Here is a 15,203-nt window from a genome sequence, read left to right on the forward strand (position 1 = left end):
TCCATAAGGAGCAACTTATCGTCTTTTCAATGAATCAAGCAATTCGTGTGGGAGCTTATGAAACAGCTGATGTCGTCGATTAAGGAGGTGATCCAGCCGCAGGTTCCCCTACGGCTACCTTGTTACGACTTCACCCCAGTCATGAATCACACCGTGGTAACCGTCCTCCCGAAGGTTAGACTAGCTACTTCTGGTGCAACCCACTCCCATGGTGTGACGGGCGGTGTGTACAAGGCCCGGGAACGTATTCACCGCGACATTCTGATTCGCGATTACTAGCGATTCCGACTTCACGCAGTCGAGTTGCAGACTGCGATCCGGACTACGATCGGTTTTGTGAGATTAGCTCCACCTCGCGGCTTGGCAACCCTCTGTACCGACCATTGTAGCACGTGTGTAGCCCAGGCCGTAAGGGCCATGATGACTTGACGTCATCCCCACCTTCCTCCGGTTTGTCACCGGCAGTCTCCTTAGAGTGCCCACCATTACGTGCTGGTAACTAAGGACAAGGGTTGCGCTCGTTACGGGACTTAACCCAACATCTCACGACACGAGCTGACGACAGCCATGCAGCACCTGTCTCAATGTTCCCGAAGGCACCAATCCATCTCTGGAAAGTTCATTGGATGTCAAGGCCTGGTAAGGTTCTTCGCGTTGCTTCGAATTAAACCACATGCTCCACCGCTTGTGCGGGCCCCCGTCAATTCATTTGAGTTTTAACCTTGCGGCCGTACTCCCCAGGCGGTCAACTTAATGCGTTAGCTGCGCCACTAAAATCTCAAGGATTCCAACGGCTAGTTGACATCGTTTACGGCGTGGACTACCAGGGTATCTAATCCTGTTTGCTCCCCACGCTTTCGCACCTCAGTGTCAGTATGAGCCCAGGTGGTCGCCTTCGCCACTGGTGTTCCTTCCTATATCTACGCATTTCACCGCTACACAGGAAATTCCACCACCCTCTGCCCTACTCTAGCTCGCCAGTTTTGGATGCAGTTCCCAGGTTGAGCCCGGGGATTTCACATCCAACTTAACGAACCACCTACGCGCGCTTTACGCCCAGTAATTCCGATTAACGCTTGCACCCTCTGTATTACCGCGGCTGCTGGCACAGAGTTAGCCGGTGCTTATTCTGTCGGTAACGTCAAAACACTAACGTATTAGGTTAATGCCCTTCCTCCCAACTTAAAGTGCTTTACAATCCGAAGACCTTCTTCACACACGCGGCATGGCTGGATCAGGCTTTCGCCCATTGTCCAATATTCCCCACTGCTGCCTCCCGTAGGAGTCTGGACCGTGTCTCAGTTCCAGTGTGACTGATCATCCTCTCAGACCAGTTACGGATCGTCGCCTTGGTGAGCCATTACCTCACCAACTAGCTAATCCGACCTAGGCTCATCTGATAGCGCAAGGCCCGAAGGTCCCCTGCTTTCTCCCGTAGGACGTATGCGGTATTAGCGTTCCTTTCGAAACGTTGTCCCCCACTACCAGGCAGATTCCTAGGTATTACTCACCCGTCCGCCGCTGAATCAAGGAGCAAGCTCCCGTCATCCGCTCGACTTGCATGTGTTAGGCCTGCCGCCAGCGTTCAATCTGAGCCATGATCAAACTCTTCAGTTCAATACTGCTTGGGTTTTGAGAAAACCCTAAACTTGGCTCAGCAATCTCAAATGACTAATTCGAAGTCTTTCGACTTCTCGTGCAGTCACTTGTGATGCTGATAATCTTTTTGACTATCAGTCTGAGTCACAAGCACCCACACGAATTGCTTGATTCGATTGTTAAAGAGCGTTGGTTGAAGTCTTTCGCTTCAACCGAGGCGCGCATTCTACGCTTTCCTCAGAGTGTGTCAAGCGTTTATTTTGAAGTTTTTCAGAATTTCTCTTTCAACTTCAATCGCTTAAGCTAAAAGCAGTTTCGAACTGCTCGTTAGCGGGAGGCGAATAATACAGCATTCAAATACCGGGTCAACCCCTGCCTGGAAATTCTTTTTCCTTATCAAAGCACCGGGTTGCCACTATAGATACTGACTGACTGCTTTTGGCCCCTGCTGACCAAGCGCTTACGATTGCCTTAAAGCGCAGCATCGCAAATAATGAGACATATTATCATTTGCAGCGATCAATCATGGACGCAGGGGTCAAAGCTTCAACACCACTGGATGTCGAGCATCTGTACGGCGAGCATCATAGCTGGCTGAAAGGCTGGATACGTTCGCGTATAGGCAATAGCGCCGATGCTGCGGACCTGGCTCAAGACACCTTTATACGTATGCTGACCCTGCGCAGCACGCCCCTCTTGCGCGAGCCACGGCATTACCTGGCGACCATTGCGCGCGGGCTATTGATAGACAAGGCCCGACGTCAAACCCTGGAACGGGCTTATCTGGACGTACTTGCCACTCGCTCTGAACCGTTGCAGATATCACCGGAAACGCATCACCTGATCATTGAGTCGCTGATGGCCATCGACGCATTGCTCGATGGTCTTGGGGCACGCACTCGGAAAATCTTTCTGCTGGTTCAGCTCGAAGGCCTTAGCTACGTGCAAGTGGGCAAACAGTTGGGACTATCGGTTACGACAGTGAAAAACCATCTGGCAAAGGCGCTGATGCAATGCATTCTGTTGATGGGCGATTGAGCGGTGCACATATCGATGCGCCGACCAAGGAGCATTTGCAAGCGGCAGTACAGTGGTATCTGACGCTCAACGACGCCGATGTCAGCGGCGATCAGCGCACGGCCTGGCAGCGCTGGCTTGGCGCTGACCCCCGACACGCAAATGCCTGGGCGCGAATCGAAAAGCTCCAGCAGCAATTGCGCGGTGTAACGCCCGATGTGGCCTTGCCAGTGTTGTCGCATATGGGCGTGCAGCGACGCCAGGGCCTGAAGATGCTGATGGTGCTGGCCGCCGGCGCCACGGCTTTTGCAGGTTACCGCGCCTCCCCCTACAGTGCGGATTTCGCCACCGGCACCGGCCAGCAACGCCGCGTGACCCTGCCCGATGGCAGCAACCTTGAGTTGAACACCGATACCCGTGTGGACATCGCATACAGCCTGGAGGAACGATTGATTCTGCTGCGACACGGCGAAATCCTCGTCACCACCGCAGCAGATCGTGCCCCCACTCGGCCGTTGTCGGTACAAACGCCGCACGGCCGTATCCTGGCCCTGGGCACTCGATTCGATGTACGTCTGCAGCAGGGCTTCAGCAGTGTCGAGGTGCAAAAGCACGCAGTAGAGGTGCGCGCTCTGGACGCCCCACTTCAAGTACAAAGAGTCGAAGAAGGGCAAGCGCTGACCTTCGGTACTTCCCAGCTCGGTAAGCTGCGCCCGAGTCCTGTCGGCAGTAGCGCCTGGAGCCAAGGTTTGTTGGTGGCCGTGGACTGGCGACTGGCAGACTTTGTCGCCGAGTTGGCTCGCTATCGCCGGGGATATCTCGGGTGCGCCGATAACGTCGGCGATCTGCGCATCTCCGGCGCTTTCCGCCTGGACGATATCGATGGTGTGCTGGCCAACCTGCAGGTTTCGCTCCCTGTGAAAGTGCGGCGCTTTTCCAGGTATTGGGTGCGGGTCGAGGCATAGTCGGCGCGCCTACCTGCGAATAACAATAAATCTCGTCTTGCCGATTCCTTTTTTCGTTCGGCTCATCAGTAGAGCGGTTAATCAGCCGCCTTTACTGCAACGGCATAGGAAGCGCAACATGAGCCACCCAAGTCCCCTCCAGAAGACCGCATTGCGGCTGAACCTCAATGGTGCGTTATTGCGCATGAGCCTCGGCGCTGCCTTGTGCTCCGCCGCCATTGCGCCTTGCGCCTGGGCGCAACAAACCACTGAACAGCTCGACTACAACATTGCGGCCGGGCCCTTGGGAACCGCGCTCAGCCAATTTGCCGCAGCAAGTGGGGTGACCTTATCGTTCGGTTCAACGCAAACCCAGGGCCTGGTCACTGCGGGAATCAAGGGCCGCTACTCATTCAATGAGGGCGTTACCCGACTGCTGGCCAACAGTGGGCTGCAGCTGCGTCAGGAGGGGGCGGGACGCTTTAGCCTGGTCAAGACGCCATCCGGCTCGGCCCTGGAGCTGGGCACCACCAACATCACCGGTGGATACCTGGGCGCTACCACCGAAGACACCGGTTCCTACACCACTGGCCCCATGCAAACGGCAACCAAACTTGCGCTGTCCATTCGCGAAACACCGCAGTCGGTCACGGTCATTACCCGTCAGCGCATGGATGACCAGAACATGAAATCGCTGGAGGATGTGCTGAAAAGCACCCCCGGCATCGCCGTCACCAAAGATGGTCCGCAACGCTCGACCTTCTATTCCCGCGGCTTTGCCGTGGAAAACCTGATGACAGACGGCCTGGCCAACGATCTCTCGCACTACCTGACCCGTGACATGAACTCCTCACCCGACATGGCGATTTTCGACCGGGTGGAAGTGGTCCGTGGCGCAACTGGCATGATGCAAGGCTCCGGCAACCCCGCGGCAGCGGTCAACATGATCCGCAAACGCCCGACCGCCATACCGCGCGTGAGCATCACTGGCAGCGCCGGCAGCTGGGACAACTACCGCACCGAATTTGATGCCTCCAATGCACTCAATGAAAGCGGCACCCTGCGCGGCCGTGTGGTCACCGCCTACCAAAGCAAAAACAGCTTTCAGGACTTTGTCAGCTCCGAGCGCTCGGTGTTTTACGGCATTACCGAGGCGGACCTGAACGAAGACGCCACTTTCACCTTTGGCATCAGTAACCAGAACTCCAACTACAACGGCGCCTGGGGCGGCCTGCCGGTTGCCGCCGATGGCAGCGACCTGCACCTCAAGCGCTCCACCTATCTGGGTAGCAACTGGGAATTCTGGGACCAAGACAACACCACCGCCTTCACGCGCCTGGAATATCGCTTCGCCAATAGCTGGAAAATGCTGCTGGCGGCCAGCAAAAGCTGGTCGGACCTGAGCATGGCCGGTTCCATTCCGGAACGAATGGGCGACAACTTTGACCAATTCGGTCAGTACATCGGCAGGTACGACTACGACGACCAGCAGAGCAGTTACGACGCTTATGTAACCGGCCCCTTCTCGCTGCTCGGCCGCACCCATGAATTGGTCGTCGGCGCCAGCAAGCGCGACTTGACGTTCAAGGGCAAGGGCCTGGCCACTTCGCTCGATACCCATACCGACCTGCACAATCCCAGCGGCATTCCCAAGCCAGACTTGAATTCTAATCCCTGGAAACAAGACCGTACCAGCGAGCAGGAAGGTGCCTATGTCACCACGCGGTTGAGCATCAGCGAAGACTTGAAATTGATCCTCGGCGCACGCCTGGACTGGTACGAGTTTGATGTAGATACCAGTTGGAACGGCAAGACCTCGGCCAGCAGCCTGCCGAACAAAGTCACCCGCCATCTGACCCGCTATGCCGGCGCTGTCTATGACCTGGACCAGAACCACTCGGTGTATGTCAGTTACACCGACATCTTCCGCCCGCAAACCGAGCTAGACGCTCAGAGCAACGCACTCAAGCCTATTGAAGGTAAAAACTACGAGATCGGCATCAAAGGCGAATACTTCGACGGCAACTTGAATGCCAGCGCAGCTATCTTTCGCATCGATCAGGAAAACCGCGCCAAGGAGCTCAACCCCAACCAGTGCAATCCGGTGGGCAGCACCTGTTTTGAAGCCGCTGGGGAAGTGCGTAGCGAAGGTTTCGAACTGGAAGTGAATGGCTCGCTGATGCCCGGCTGGGAGTTGGGCGCCGGGTACACCTATTCCGCGGCTAAATACACCAAGGACACTGACCACAATAATGTCGGGCGCTTGTTCAGCACCAACATTCCGCGTCATATATTCAAGGCGTTCACCACCTATCAACTGCCGGGTGAACTCAATCGCTGGACGATCGGTGGCGGTCTCTCTCGACAGAACACTGTCTACAACAAAGGCACTAACGACTACCTGACCACGTTCGACTATCGCATCGAACAAAAGGCCTACACCGTCGTAGACCTGATGACCAGTTACCAAGCTTCGGAAAACGTGAACGTACGTGTGAACCTGAACAACGTCTTCGACAAAACCTACTACCAGGACATCAGCTCCAACACCGACTACGGCAATAGCCTGTACGGTGAGCCACGCAATGCGATGGTGACTGTTCGCTGGTCATTGTAAGGCCGTAGCTCGCTGCTGCAATCGCGGATGTTAGCACCATTCCCCGTGCCGCCAGAGCCTGACAAATTGTTAACCTGAAAATCAAGTTAGTTGGGATACAAGCAGCTTAACAACAGCAGAAAAACAAAACCCCCTGCTACGTCAGTAACAGGGGGTTTGGACTGATCCCGAAAGGGACCAGTCGAGTCACTTCTAAACTTACTGCTGTGGCAGCTTGTCGATAGGACCGCAACCACCAATAATTTTAGAAACGGAAACCGAAGGGTGGAACAGGTAGTCGTAGGTGCAGTTTTTTGGCTGGTTGTAAACTTGGCCAGTGCAGCCCGACAGCAGAGCAACGCCCGAAACCAGGGCAACAGCAACAGATGCTTTCAACAGCTTTTTCATACTAAGTCCTTTAATTTATGAAACACCGCCCTAATAGCGGCGGCGCGATTATACGGAAAACTTGTAAAACTCACCAGTCAGCAATGGACTCGCTCTAGAGCGTGTTTTTAACCCTACTGATCAGCCATGTCGTGTCGCAATCGGACTTGGCTACGGCGCGCTCGACAAACACTCCAGCCCACACTCGTAGGTAATGTGACCAGGCCTTTTTCAACCGTGCGTTCGTCGTGATGACTGATCGACTAGAGCAACTGCGCGTTTCAGCTATGCCGCTTTCAAGGTGTTCGAACGGGAAGAATTGATGTTCGCCTAACGGTCAGTCAGCACGCCCCAAGATCAAACACAAAGAGAATAAGCATAATGATCAGCTTGGGCTCCGAAGATTCGAAAGGTCAGTTGGCGCAAGGTTTCAAACCTCGCCACGTCACCATGCTTTCCATTGCCGGTATTATTGGTGCGGGGCTATTCGTCGGTTCCGGACATGCAATTGCCGCTGCCGGTCCCGCTGCAATCCTGGCTTACTTTTTGTCCGGCATTCTGGTCATCCTGGTGATGCGTATGCTTGGCGAGATGGCCGTCGCCAATCCTGATACCGGCTCTTTTTCCACTTACGCCGACCAGGCTATCGGGTCATGGGCAGGCTTTAGCATCGGCTGGATGTACTGGTGGTTCTGGGTGCTGGTCATTCCTATTGAAGCGCTGGCTGCAGGCCATGTACTTAACACCTGGTTTCCTGAGGTCGAGTCCTGGTTGTTTGCGCTGATCTCTATTATCGCCCTGGCGGCCACCAACTTGTTCAGTGTTGCCAAGTACGGTGAGTTCGAATTCTGGTTCGCGATGTTCAAGGTGCTGGCAATCATCGCCTTCATTGGCTTGGGCGCTGCGGTGCTGATGGACTGGGTGCCAGAACGGGAGGTCAGTGGGTTGAGCCGATTGCTGGAGGAACACGGCGGCTTCGCACCTAATGGCGCCTCGGCCGTGGTAGGTGCCTTTATTACCGTCATGTTCAGCTTCATTGGTATCGAAGCGGTCACCATTGCCGCGGCTGAATCACAAAGTCCGGCAAAGAACATCGCCAAGGCTACTCGCTCGGTCATCTGGCGGATCGGGGTGTTTTATCTACTGTCGATTGCCGTGATCATTTCCATCGTGCCATGGAACGATCCGTTGTTGGCGTCGGTGGGTTCCTACCAGCGAGCGCTGGAACTAATGGACATTCCCCACGCCAAGTTCATGATGGATGTGGTGGTGCTGGTCGCGGTGGCCAGTTGCATGAACTCCTCGATTTACATTGCCTCTCGCATGCTCTATTCGCTGGGCAAGCGTGGCGAGGCGCCCAGGCAGGTTAAGGTCACCTCGAAAGTCGGGGTACCAAGAACTGCCGTGATCGCCAGCACCGTGCTCGGTGCCGTGATCACCGTAGTCAGTTACTTCGCCCCGGCTGGGTTGTTCCAGTTCCTGCTGGCCAGCTCCGGCGCCATTGCCTTGCTGGTGTATCTGGTTATCGCAATTTCACAGCTGCGCATGCGCGCAAGGCTGCGGCGCCAAGGGGTTCAGCTCAACTTTCAGATGTGGCTGTTTCCGTGGCTCACGTATGCGGTGATCGCCTTTATCGTCGCAGCGCTCGGGGTCATGTTGGTGACCCCGGAGCACCGCGCCGAAGTCACCACTACCATCGGCCTGGCGCTGGTGATTTCCTTGTTCGGCATTGTACTGACCCGCCAGCATGGGCAGCCTGCACGCGTGCGCTCTACCGCTCAGTGAACACCTGGACTTATACCATCGGCAGTTGGTGGGTTACGCAATGAATACCGCCCCCACCCGCTGCAATGGCGTCGATATTGAGCTGTACCACATCACGGTCCGGGTACAGTTCAGTGAGCAAGTCGTACGCTTTGGCGTCGGCGGCTTTATCCCCGAACTGCGGAGCAATGACTGCGCCGTTGATAACGAAGTAGTTGATGTAACCGGCCGCAAAATCCGGGTTGTCCTTGCTGAAGCGATTGCGGCGCGGATTCAGTGGCGGTGACACCGTGTATATCTTGAGCTTGCGGCCATCGGCGTCGGTCGCGTTCTTGAGAATTTCCAGGTGCTTCTTGGTTACCTTGTGATCGTATGAATCAGGGTCGGTGTCGAGGTTGGCAATAACCACGCCAGGGCTGACAAAACGCGCATAGAAATCGACATGCGCATCGGTGATGTCCTTGCCCTTGATCCCCGGCAACCAGATGATCTTGCGCAACCCCAGTTGCGCCTTGAGTTCCTCTTCAACCTCGGCCTTGCTCCAGTCACGGTTGCGATTGGCATTGATCCAGCTGCTTTCGGTCATGATGCCCGTACCGTGACCGTCCACTTCGATGCCACCACCCTCACCTACCAATTCGCTGCGCTGATAGGTGGCCTCGGCGTTGTTCGCTACCAGCCTTGCCACCCGAGCATCAAAGGCGTGTTGTTGCTTGTTGCCCCAACCATTGAAGTTGAAATCGACCGCACCCAGGTCGCCTTGCTCGGTTATGACAAAGTTGGCGCCGATGTCACGCATCCAGATGTCATCCAGTTCGGTGACGACAAAGGTGGTGTTCTTGCTTCCACACAGCTCTTCGGCCAGATCCCGTTCATGGGCACGGCACAGCACAACCACAGGCTGGTAGCGAGCGATGGTGCTGGCGATCCGGCCGATCGCTTCTTGCACGTCACCGGTGAAGTCTTCCCAGATGGCTTCTTGGGCTCCAAACGATACGAAGGCGCATTGCTGCTTATCGCCCTCGTCCGGCATGAACCAGTGACCTTTACCGGCTGCCAACGCCCGTGGGGTGCCGAAACCAAAGCCCATTGATGCAACCAGACCCAGACCGGCGGCCGCTGAAACCTGCTGTATAAACTCACGACGCGTTGGCATCTGTATGTCCCTCGATCAAATCAATAACAGTGAACGGGCGCCACGCCGTTAGTTGCTGGACGCCGTTTTGAATTTGGTCCACACCCGCATCCGCGCACGCATGTCGGATTGAGGAATGTCCTTGCCTGTCACCAGGCGCTCGAAGGCCTCTTCAGCCGGATAGATGTCCGGGTTGTTGCGCATCTGCGGATCGACATCCGGGCGCGCCTTGGCGTTCGAGGTGGGGTAACCGGTGAAATTGCTGATGGCCGCCATGTTCTCTGGACGCATGACGAAGTTGATAAAGGTATAGGCGTATTCCGGGTGTTTGGCATCGACCGGAATCGCCATGTTGTCCATCCATACCGTGGTGCCCTCACGGGGGATGCGGTACTGGAAGCTGACTTTCCTGGACGCTGAGTCGGCCGTGCGCTGAGCCTGGGTCATGTCGCCGCTGTAACCGAGCGACAGGCACAAGTTGCCGTTGACCAGGTCAGTGACCGGTTGCGACTGGAACTTGCGGATATACGGCCTGATCTTGAGCAGCAGTTCACTGGCCGCAACGAGGTCTTCCTTCTTGGCACTGCGCGGATCGCGGCCCAAGTAATTAAGTACCACCGCCAGGGCTTCGTCCGGCGAATCGATCATCGAGATCCCGCAGTCGGCAAATCTGGCTGCCAGCTCCGGCTTGAACAACAAATCCAGGCTGTCCACCGGTGCATCCGGCATGCGCTTGCGAATCTGCTCATCGTTGTACGTCAGACCGATGGTGCCCCAGGTATAAGGCACTGTCGCCTTGCTGGCGTGCGGATAATGAGTACGCAGCTTCTGCAGGCCCGGCTCCACATCGGCCAGCGCGGTTATCTTCGAGCGGTCCAGCTCCTGCAGGCTGCCGGCACGCATCAGTCGCTCCGCCACGGTGTCGCCAGGAAAGATCAGGTCGTAGCCGCTGCCACCGGTCATCAACTTGGCTTCCAGCACTTCGCTGCCGTCCATCACGTCGTAGATCACCTTGATGCCAGTCTCGGCGGTGAACTTGGATAGGGTGTCCTCGGCAAAGTAATCAGCCCAGTTGTATAGGCGCAGGGTCTTTTCCTCAGCGTGTGCCGTGGTCAAGGTGGCCCCCAGCGCGAAGCCCAGGGTAACGAGCAAACGTTTATGGCTGATGTTCATATCAAACCCCTTGAGTCTTCCAGCACGCATTGACTCGACGACCATCGAGCCCCAGAAGCGCTGCATACATTTCCGGGCGGCGGTCGCGGTAAATACCCCAGGTAAGGCGCTCTTCACGCATCGCCGCCAGGTCCAGATGCTGCACCAGCACACCAGAAGTATCGCGGTCGGCTTCGGCCAGCATCTTGCCTTTGTGGTTGCTGATAAAGGACGAGCCATAAAAGGTCATCTGCAACTCGGGATCGGTGGTCGCGGCCTCGAGCCCCACACGGTTGGAGGCGACCACCGGCAAGATGTTGGCCGCTGCATGTCCGCGCATTGCCATCTGCCAGTGATCCCGCGAATCCAATTCCGTAGCACCCGGCTCAGAGCCGATGGCGGTCGGGAACAACAACACCTCGGCGCCCATCAGCGCCAGGCAGCGTGCAGTTTCGGGGAACCACTGGTCCCAGCAGATGCCCACGCCCAAACGTCCATATGCACTATCCCAGACGCGGAAGCCGGTATCGCCTGGGCTGAAGTATTCCTTCTCCTGATAGCCGATGGCGTTGGGGATATGGGTTTTGCGGTACACCCCCAACAGACGGCCGTCGGCATCAGCCACGCTCAGCGAATTGAAGTAGGCATTACCAGCCTTTTCGAACCAGCTCAGCGGCAGAACTACGCCCAGCTCTGCAGCCAAAGCGGCAAAGCGCTTGAGTACCTGGCTGTGTTGATATTCCTCGGCCAGGGCCAAATGTTTGTGATGCTGCTCGATGCAAAAATAGGGCGTGGCGAACAATTCTTGCAGCAGGATTACCTGGGCGCCCTGGGCCGCCGCCTGACGCACCAGTTGTTCGGCCTGATCAAGATTGTGTTGCAAATTCCAGGTGCAAGGCATCTGCATAGCAGCAACGGTCAACATGCTCATGCATCACCCCTTCATCGGCCAGGCAGGTTGCTGTTGAGTGATGCAGTGCACGCCCCCACCACCGTGGGCCAGATGGTTGATCTGCACCGGGACCACTTCACGTCCAGGGAACGCCTTGGCCAATACCTCGGCAGCCGCATGGTCCGCCTCGATGCCGTAGGCCGGCATGATGATGGCGCCATTGGCAATATAGAAGTTGGTGTAAGAGGCACAGAACACCTCGGCATCGACATCCACCGCCTCGCTCGCTTCGTACAGCTCGTGCATTTCAAACCTGCGACCCTGGGCATCGGTGGCCAGCGCCAGCGCCCGACGGTTTTCCCGAGCGACGTGGCCATACACCGAACTCTGGTCGCGGGTCGCATCGACCAGCAACACGCCAGGACGAGCGAACGCGCAGACGCCATCAACGTGACCATCGGTCATGTCGCCAGTAACGTAATCTGGGTCACCCGGCAGCCAGATGGTTTTTTTGATACCCAGAAAGCGCGAGAAAATCTCCTCGATCTCGGCCTTGGTCATTCCCGGATTACGGTTAGGGTTGAGCAACACCGACTCGGTGGTAATCAACGTACCCTCGCCGTCCACATGAATTGCCCCGCCTTCGTTGCTCAAGGCCGTGCCAAAGCAGTCCAGGCCAAGCGTGTTAAGCACACGCCGCGCCAGGCCTTCATCCAGGTCATGCGCCGACTTGCCGCCCCAGGCGTTGAAGCGCCAACTGACACCGGCCAACCCAAACTGGGGATGACAAACAAAGCTTGGGCCCGAGTCGCGGCACCAGCTGTCGTTCACCGGCAGCTCGATCAACTCGATGTTCACCCCACAGAGTTTACTGGCACTGGCGCGGGCGGAGGGATCGACCACCATCTTGACCGGTTCGAAGCGCGCAATCGCATTGGCAACACGGGCAAAGTCCACCTGAACCTGCTCCAGCGTCACCTTCCAGCCGGACTCCCACAACTGTTGGTTGTGCGGCCAGACCATCCAGGTCGCTGCATGGTTCACCCACTCTGCGGGCATGAACCAACCACTGTTCAGATCGTCATTGCGCTGCATGCTTCCCACCTTTCAGTTAAGGGATATTAATTACTGAAAACCGCTGCTGCGGTAAGAAAGTCCATGCTATGGCTTCATAAATGCGTAAACAAACGATAGATTTAGCCGACAACTGATAAGTAGAGCTAATCAATGCTAAAGCACTGGCCTCCCCTGAATGCCCTGCGCGGCTTTGAAGCTGCCGCCCGCCTGGGCAGCTTTCACAAGGCAGCCGAAGAGCTGCACCTCACTCAATCGGCGATCAGCCAGCAGATACGCAGCCTCGAAACATTCCTGGAGCAACCGTTGTTCTTTCGCAGCGGCCGCAGCGTGAGCCTTACCGATGCCGGCTACGACCTGCAAAGCACCACCCAGGCGATGCTGCAGCAACTGTCAGTGGGTATTCGCCGTCTGGAGCAATACCGCAAGCCCAACCAACTGGTGGTCAACACCACACCAGCGTTCGCCCGCCACTGGTTGCTGCCGCGCCTGGGCGACTTTCATCGCCAGCACCCCGAGGTTGACCTGTGGTTGTTCACCAGCTTCGATCCACCGGACATGGCCACACAAACCATCGACCTGAGCATTCGCGACGACCTCAGCGCCCAGGCTGAATGCAGCCACCTGACCCTGCACCGTGATCGTCTTTACCCGGCTTGCCATCCTGATTTGCTCGACACGCCCAAGGAGCAGCGCACCACCTTGCATGGCGAACGCGAAATGGACTGGAGTCACTGGGTAATAGAGGGCGGCGAAGATGTTGGCCAACGCAGCAATGGCCTGAACTTCTCCGACCCTGGCCTGCTGCTCGATGCCGCCTGCGCGGGCCATGGAATTGCCTTGGTCAGCCAACTACTGGCAAATCAGGCAAACAGCCAAGGATTATTGCAGCCGCTGTGCGCACAAACTGTACGCGGGCCTGACTGGAGCTGCCTGATACATCGCGATAGCGAGAAGAGCCCGTTGACGCGGAGTTTTAGTACTTGGTTACAGGCTAGCCTGCAAGTTGATGGCGATTAATGATGTGGCGTTGTATGCGGCATCGCCAAAAGGTCGATTCCCAGGGCGCGAATAACTTTCAGCACTGTGTCGAAACGAGGCTTCGCACCTGGAGACAATGCCTTGTAGAGGCTTTCACGACCTGACCCACTGGCAACGGCTACCTGAGCCATGCCACGAGCTTCGGCAACATACCCAAGCGCTCTGATGAGCTCGCAGGCTTTGCCAATGCCTACAAAGTGCGGGTAATACCGTTCCATGTGGGAGCCCGCGTTGCCGGGGCTGCAGATGAAGACGCGGCCCTGGTATGGGCCGCGCATTTTCCAGGAGAGATGGCTAAAGCCATTATCGATGATGTGGTTCTGTAGGCTTATCGCGCGAAGAAGAACGGACGAATACGCACGCCAACCACGTTGCCCGCATACGCCGCAATCAACCATAACCAGCCATGCACGCTACCGGAGGCAATACCGCTGAAGTACGCACCGATGTTGCAGCCATAGGCCAGGCGCGAGCCGTAACCCAATAGCAGTCCGCCAATAACCGCAGCTACCAGTGATCGCAAGGGAATGTTCAGGTTTGGCGCAAAGCGACCTGCCAAGCCTGCGGCCAGCAGCGCACCGAGGACAATGCCGATGTCCATCACCGTGGTGACATCCTCCCACAGTGGCGAAGCCAGGGCCTTGGCATTGGCCGGTACTTGCCAGAACGCCCAACTGCCGACGTCTACGCCCAGGCCGCCAAGGGTTTTTGCGCCCCACAGGGCGAATGCCGAGGTGATGCCCCATGGTCGCCCGGCCAGTGCCAGGGTTGCGTAATTGAGCAACGCCAGGGCCACGGCGCCCCACACCAGCGGCCATGGGCCACGCAGAAAACGACGCAGGCCCTGGTGCTCACTGGGAGGCGCAGTTTCCAGCAGACCGTGACGGCGCTTTTCCAACACCACTGTGGTCCATGCAATTACCGCGAATACCGCCAGGCTCACCAGCACTGCCGGCAGCAGGCCAAAGGACTGAACAATCGAGGTAGCCGGAAACGATGGCAGCGAGAACCACCAATCGACGTGATGGGTGGCCGATACTGAACCGATGATAAAAAACAGCAGGGTCACCAGCATCCGTGCGTTGCCGCCGCCGACGGTGAACAAGGTACCGGAAGCACAGCCACCGCCCATCTGCATGCCGATGCCAAAGATGAAGGCACCAAACGCTACCGAAACCCCGGCCGGAGCCACCAGTCCTTTGACCGGCTGACCGAACAGCGTGCCGGCATCCAGCGCCGGAAAGAACAGCAACACGGCGATGGTCAGCATGACCATCTGCGCCCGTAACCCTGCCCCGCGGCGTTCGTTGATGAACACGCGCCAAGCCGAGGTAAAGCCAAAGGCGGCGTGATACAGGGTGAGCCCCAAGGCGGCGCCGACGATCAACAACAACACCTGGTTGGTGCCGACATAAGCCTTGAGGAACAGGGCGCCGATCAGCAGCAGCGCCATGGCGAACAGCGGCGCACCGAGGCGACGTTCAGGCACGATGGGAACAGAAAGACTCATGACAATATCCGCGTGGCGATTTTTCAGTTGGCGATTGTACCTGCGCAAGCCAGCAGGCAGTGTAGGATTCCTGACACCCTCCCCCATCAGCG

Annotated in this window: 13 protein-coding genes and 1 rRNA gene; 6 read left to right on the top strand and 8 right to left on the bottom strand. The window is 57.0% G+C overall.

Annotated features, from left to right (window positions below; translation table 11 throughout):
- Positions 1 to 80: 80 nt before the first annotated feature.
- A 16S ribosomal RNA gene (locus D3Z90_RS22205) occupies positions 81 to 1,617 on the bottom strand.
- A gap of 507 nt (positions 1,618 to 2,124) precedes the next feature.
- Here D3Z90_RS22205 and D3Z90_RS22215 point away from each other — a divergent pair.
- From D3Z90_RS22215 to D3Z90_RS22225, 3 genes are all read left to right on the top strand, one after another.
- The gene (locus D3Z90_RS22215; RefSeq protein WP_136478049.1) at positions 2,125 to 2,637 is read left to right on the top strand and encodes a sigma-70 family RNA polymerase sigma factor; all 513 of its coding nucleotides are present in this window, start codon (positions 2,125 to 2,127) and stop codon (positions 2,635 to 2,637) included.
- Positions 2,613 to 3,581: a FecR domain-containing protein gene (locus tag D3Z90_RS22220; protein ID WP_136478050.1), complete on the top strand. Its 969-nt coding sequence runs from the start codon at positions 2,613 to 2,615 to the stop codon at positions 3,579 to 3,581. The genes D3Z90_RS22215 and D3Z90_RS22220 overlap by 25 nt, the downstream gene beginning before the upstream one ends.
- Positions 3,582 to 3,699: 118 nt before the next feature.
- A complete protein-coding gene (locus D3Z90_RS22225; RefSeq protein ID WP_136478051.1) occupies positions 3,700 to 6,177 on the top strand; it encodes a TonB-dependent receptor in 2,478 nt (825 codons plus the stop codon).
- 198 nt (positions 6,178 to 6,375) lie between these two features.
- Here D3Z90_RS22225 and D3Z90_RS22230 read toward each other — a convergent pair whose 3' ends face one another.
- Positions 6,376 to 6,564 (bottom strand): YhfL family protein, encoded by a 189-nt coding sequence (locus D3Z90_RS22230; protein WP_136478052.1) that lies wholly within the window; start codon positions 6,562 to 6,564, stop codon positions 6,376 to 6,378.
- A gap of 360 nt (positions 6,565 to 6,924) precedes the next feature.
- On the opposite strand from D3Z90_RS22230, the gene D3Z90_RS22235 reads away from it, so the two are divergent.
- Positions 6,925 to 8,328 carry an amino acid permease gene (locus D3Z90_RS22235; protein ID WP_136478053.1) on the top strand — a complete coding sequence of 468 codons (1,404 nt, stop codon included), beginning with the start codon at positions 6,925 to 6,927 and terminating at the stop codon, positions 8,326 to 8,328.
- A 10-nt stretch (positions 8,329 to 8,338) separates the two neighbouring features.
- Here the strand turns inward: D3Z90_RS22235 and D3Z90_RS22240 are convergent, their stop codons facing one another.
- Genes D3Z90_RS22240 through D3Z90_RS22255 form a run of 4 tightly spaced genes read right to left on the bottom strand, consistent with a single transcriptional unit; the run spans position 8,339 to position 12,581 of the window.
- Positions 8,339 to 9,463: an agmatine/peptidylarginine deiminase gene (locus tag D3Z90_RS22240; protein ID WP_136478054.1), complete on the bottom strand. Its 1,125-nt coding sequence runs from the start codon at positions 9,461 to 9,463 to the stop codon at positions 8,339 to 8,341.
- Between the two features lie 48 nt (positions 9,464 to 9,511).
- On the bottom strand, positions 9,512 to 10,615 hold the full coding sequence (locus D3Z90_RS22245) for an extracellular solute-binding protein (protein ID WP_136478055.1): 1,104 nt from the start codon (positions 10,613 to 10,615) through the stop codon (positions 9,512 to 9,514).
- Between the two features lies 1 nt (position 10,616).
- Positions 10,617 to 11,525, bottom strand: a complete 909-nt coding sequence (gene aguB / locus D3Z90_RS22250) for an N-carbamoylputrescine amidase (protein WP_136478056.1) — start codon at positions 11,523 to 11,525, stop codon at positions 10,617 to 10,619.
- 3 nt (positions 11,526 to 11,528) lie between these two features.
- Positions 11,529 to 12,581 (bottom strand): agmatine/peptidylarginine deiminase, encoded by a 1,053-nt coding sequence (locus D3Z90_RS22255; protein ID WP_136478057.1) that lies wholly within the window; start codon positions 12,579 to 12,581, stop codon positions 11,529 to 11,531.
- A 132-nt stretch (positions 12,582 to 12,713) separates the two neighbouring features.
- Between D3Z90_RS22255 and D3Z90_RS22260 the strand changes: the two genes are divergently transcribed.
- On the top strand, positions 12,714 to 13,580 hold the full coding sequence (locus D3Z90_RS22260) for a LysR family transcriptional regulator (RefSeq protein WP_136478058.1): 867 nt from the start codon (positions 12,714 to 12,716) through the stop codon (positions 13,578 to 13,580).
- On the opposite strand, the gene D3Z90_RS22265 is transcribed toward D3Z90_RS22260, so the two are convergent.
- Complete coding sequence (locus tag D3Z90_RS22265) at positions 13,577 to 13,819, bottom strand: addiction module antidote protein (RefSeq protein ID WP_136478059.1); 243 nt, start codon at positions 13,817 to 13,819, stop codon at positions 13,577 to 13,579. The genes D3Z90_RS22260 and D3Z90_RS22265 overlap by 4 nt on opposite strands.
- On the opposite strand from D3Z90_RS22265, the gene D3Z90_RS27430 reads away from it, so the two are divergent.
- Positions 13,820 to 13,927 (top strand): DUF3077 domain-containing protein, encoded by a 108-nt coding sequence (locus D3Z90_RS27430; RefSeq protein ID WP_168198492.1) that lies wholly within the window; start codon positions 13,820 to 13,822, stop codon positions 13,925 to 13,927.
- A 2-nt stretch (positions 13,928 to 13,929) separates the two neighbouring features.
- On the opposite strand, the gene D3Z90_RS22275 is transcribed toward D3Z90_RS27430, so the two are convergent.
- A complete protein-coding gene (locus D3Z90_RS22275) occupies positions 13,930 to 15,111 on the bottom strand; it encodes a YeeE/YedE family protein (protein ID WP_136478060.1) in 1,182 nt (393 codons plus the stop codon).
- Positions 15,112 to 15,203 lie beyond the last annotated feature (92 nt).

Origin of the sequence: Pseudomonas sp. DG56-2 (assembly GCF_004803755.1) — a bacterium.
Classification (GTDB): domain Bacteria; phylum Pseudomonadota; class Gammaproteobacteria; order Pseudomonadales; family Pseudomonadaceae; genus Aquipseudomonas; species Aquipseudomonas auratipiscis.

What these genes read in the sequence shown, in the direction of transcription:
- D3Z90_RS22215 (WP_136478049.1), top strand. Translation starts at nt 2,125, where the DNA reads ATGGACGCAGGGGTCAAAGCTTCAACACCACTGGATGTCGAGCATCTG.
- D3Z90_RS22220 (WP_136478050.1), top strand. Translation starts at nt 2,613, where the DNA reads ATGCATTCTGTTGATGGGCGATTGAGCGGTGCACATATCGATGCGCCG.
- D3Z90_RS22225 (WP_136478051.1), top strand. Translation starts at nt 3,700, where the DNA reads ATGAGCCACCCAAGTCCCCTCCAGAAGACCGCATTGCGGCTGAACCTC.
- D3Z90_RS22230 (WP_136478052.1), bottom strand. Translation starts at nt 6,564, where the DNA reads ATGAAAAAGCTGTTGAAAGCATCTGTTGCTGTTGCCCTGGTTTCGGGC.
- D3Z90_RS22235 (WP_136478053.1), top strand. Translation starts at nt 6,925, where the DNA reads ATGATCAGCTTGGGCTCCGAAGATTCGAAAGGTCAGTTGGCGCAAGGT.
- D3Z90_RS22240 (WP_136478054.1), bottom strand. Translation starts at nt 9,463, where the DNA reads ATGCCAACGCGTCGTGAGTTTATACAGCAGGTTTCAGCGGCCGCCGGT.
- D3Z90_RS22245 (WP_136478055.1), bottom strand. Translation starts at nt 10,615, where the DNA reads ATGAACATCAGCCATAAACGTTTGCTCGTTACCCTGGGCTTCGCGCTG.
- aguB (WP_136478056.1), bottom strand. Translation starts at nt 11,525, where the DNA reads ATGAGCATGTTGACCGTTGCTGCTATGCAGATGCCTTGCACCTGGAAT.
- D3Z90_RS22255 (WP_136478057.1), bottom strand. Translation starts at nt 12,581, where the DNA reads ATGCAGCGCAATGACGATCTGAACAGTGGTTGGTTCATGCCCGCAGAG.
- D3Z90_RS22260 (WP_136478058.1), top strand. Translation starts at nt 12,714, where the DNA reads ATGCTAAAGCACTGGCCTCCCCTGAATGCCCTGCGCGGCTTTGAAGCT.
- D3Z90_RS22265 (WP_136478059.1), bottom strand. Translation starts at nt 13,819, where the DNA reads ATGGAACGGTATTACCCGCACTTTGTAGGCATTGGCAAAGCCTGCGAG.
- D3Z90_RS22275 (WP_136478060.1), bottom strand. Translation starts at nt 15,111, where the DNA reads ATGAGTCTTTCTGTTCCCATCGTGCCTGAACGTCGCCTCGGTGCGCCG.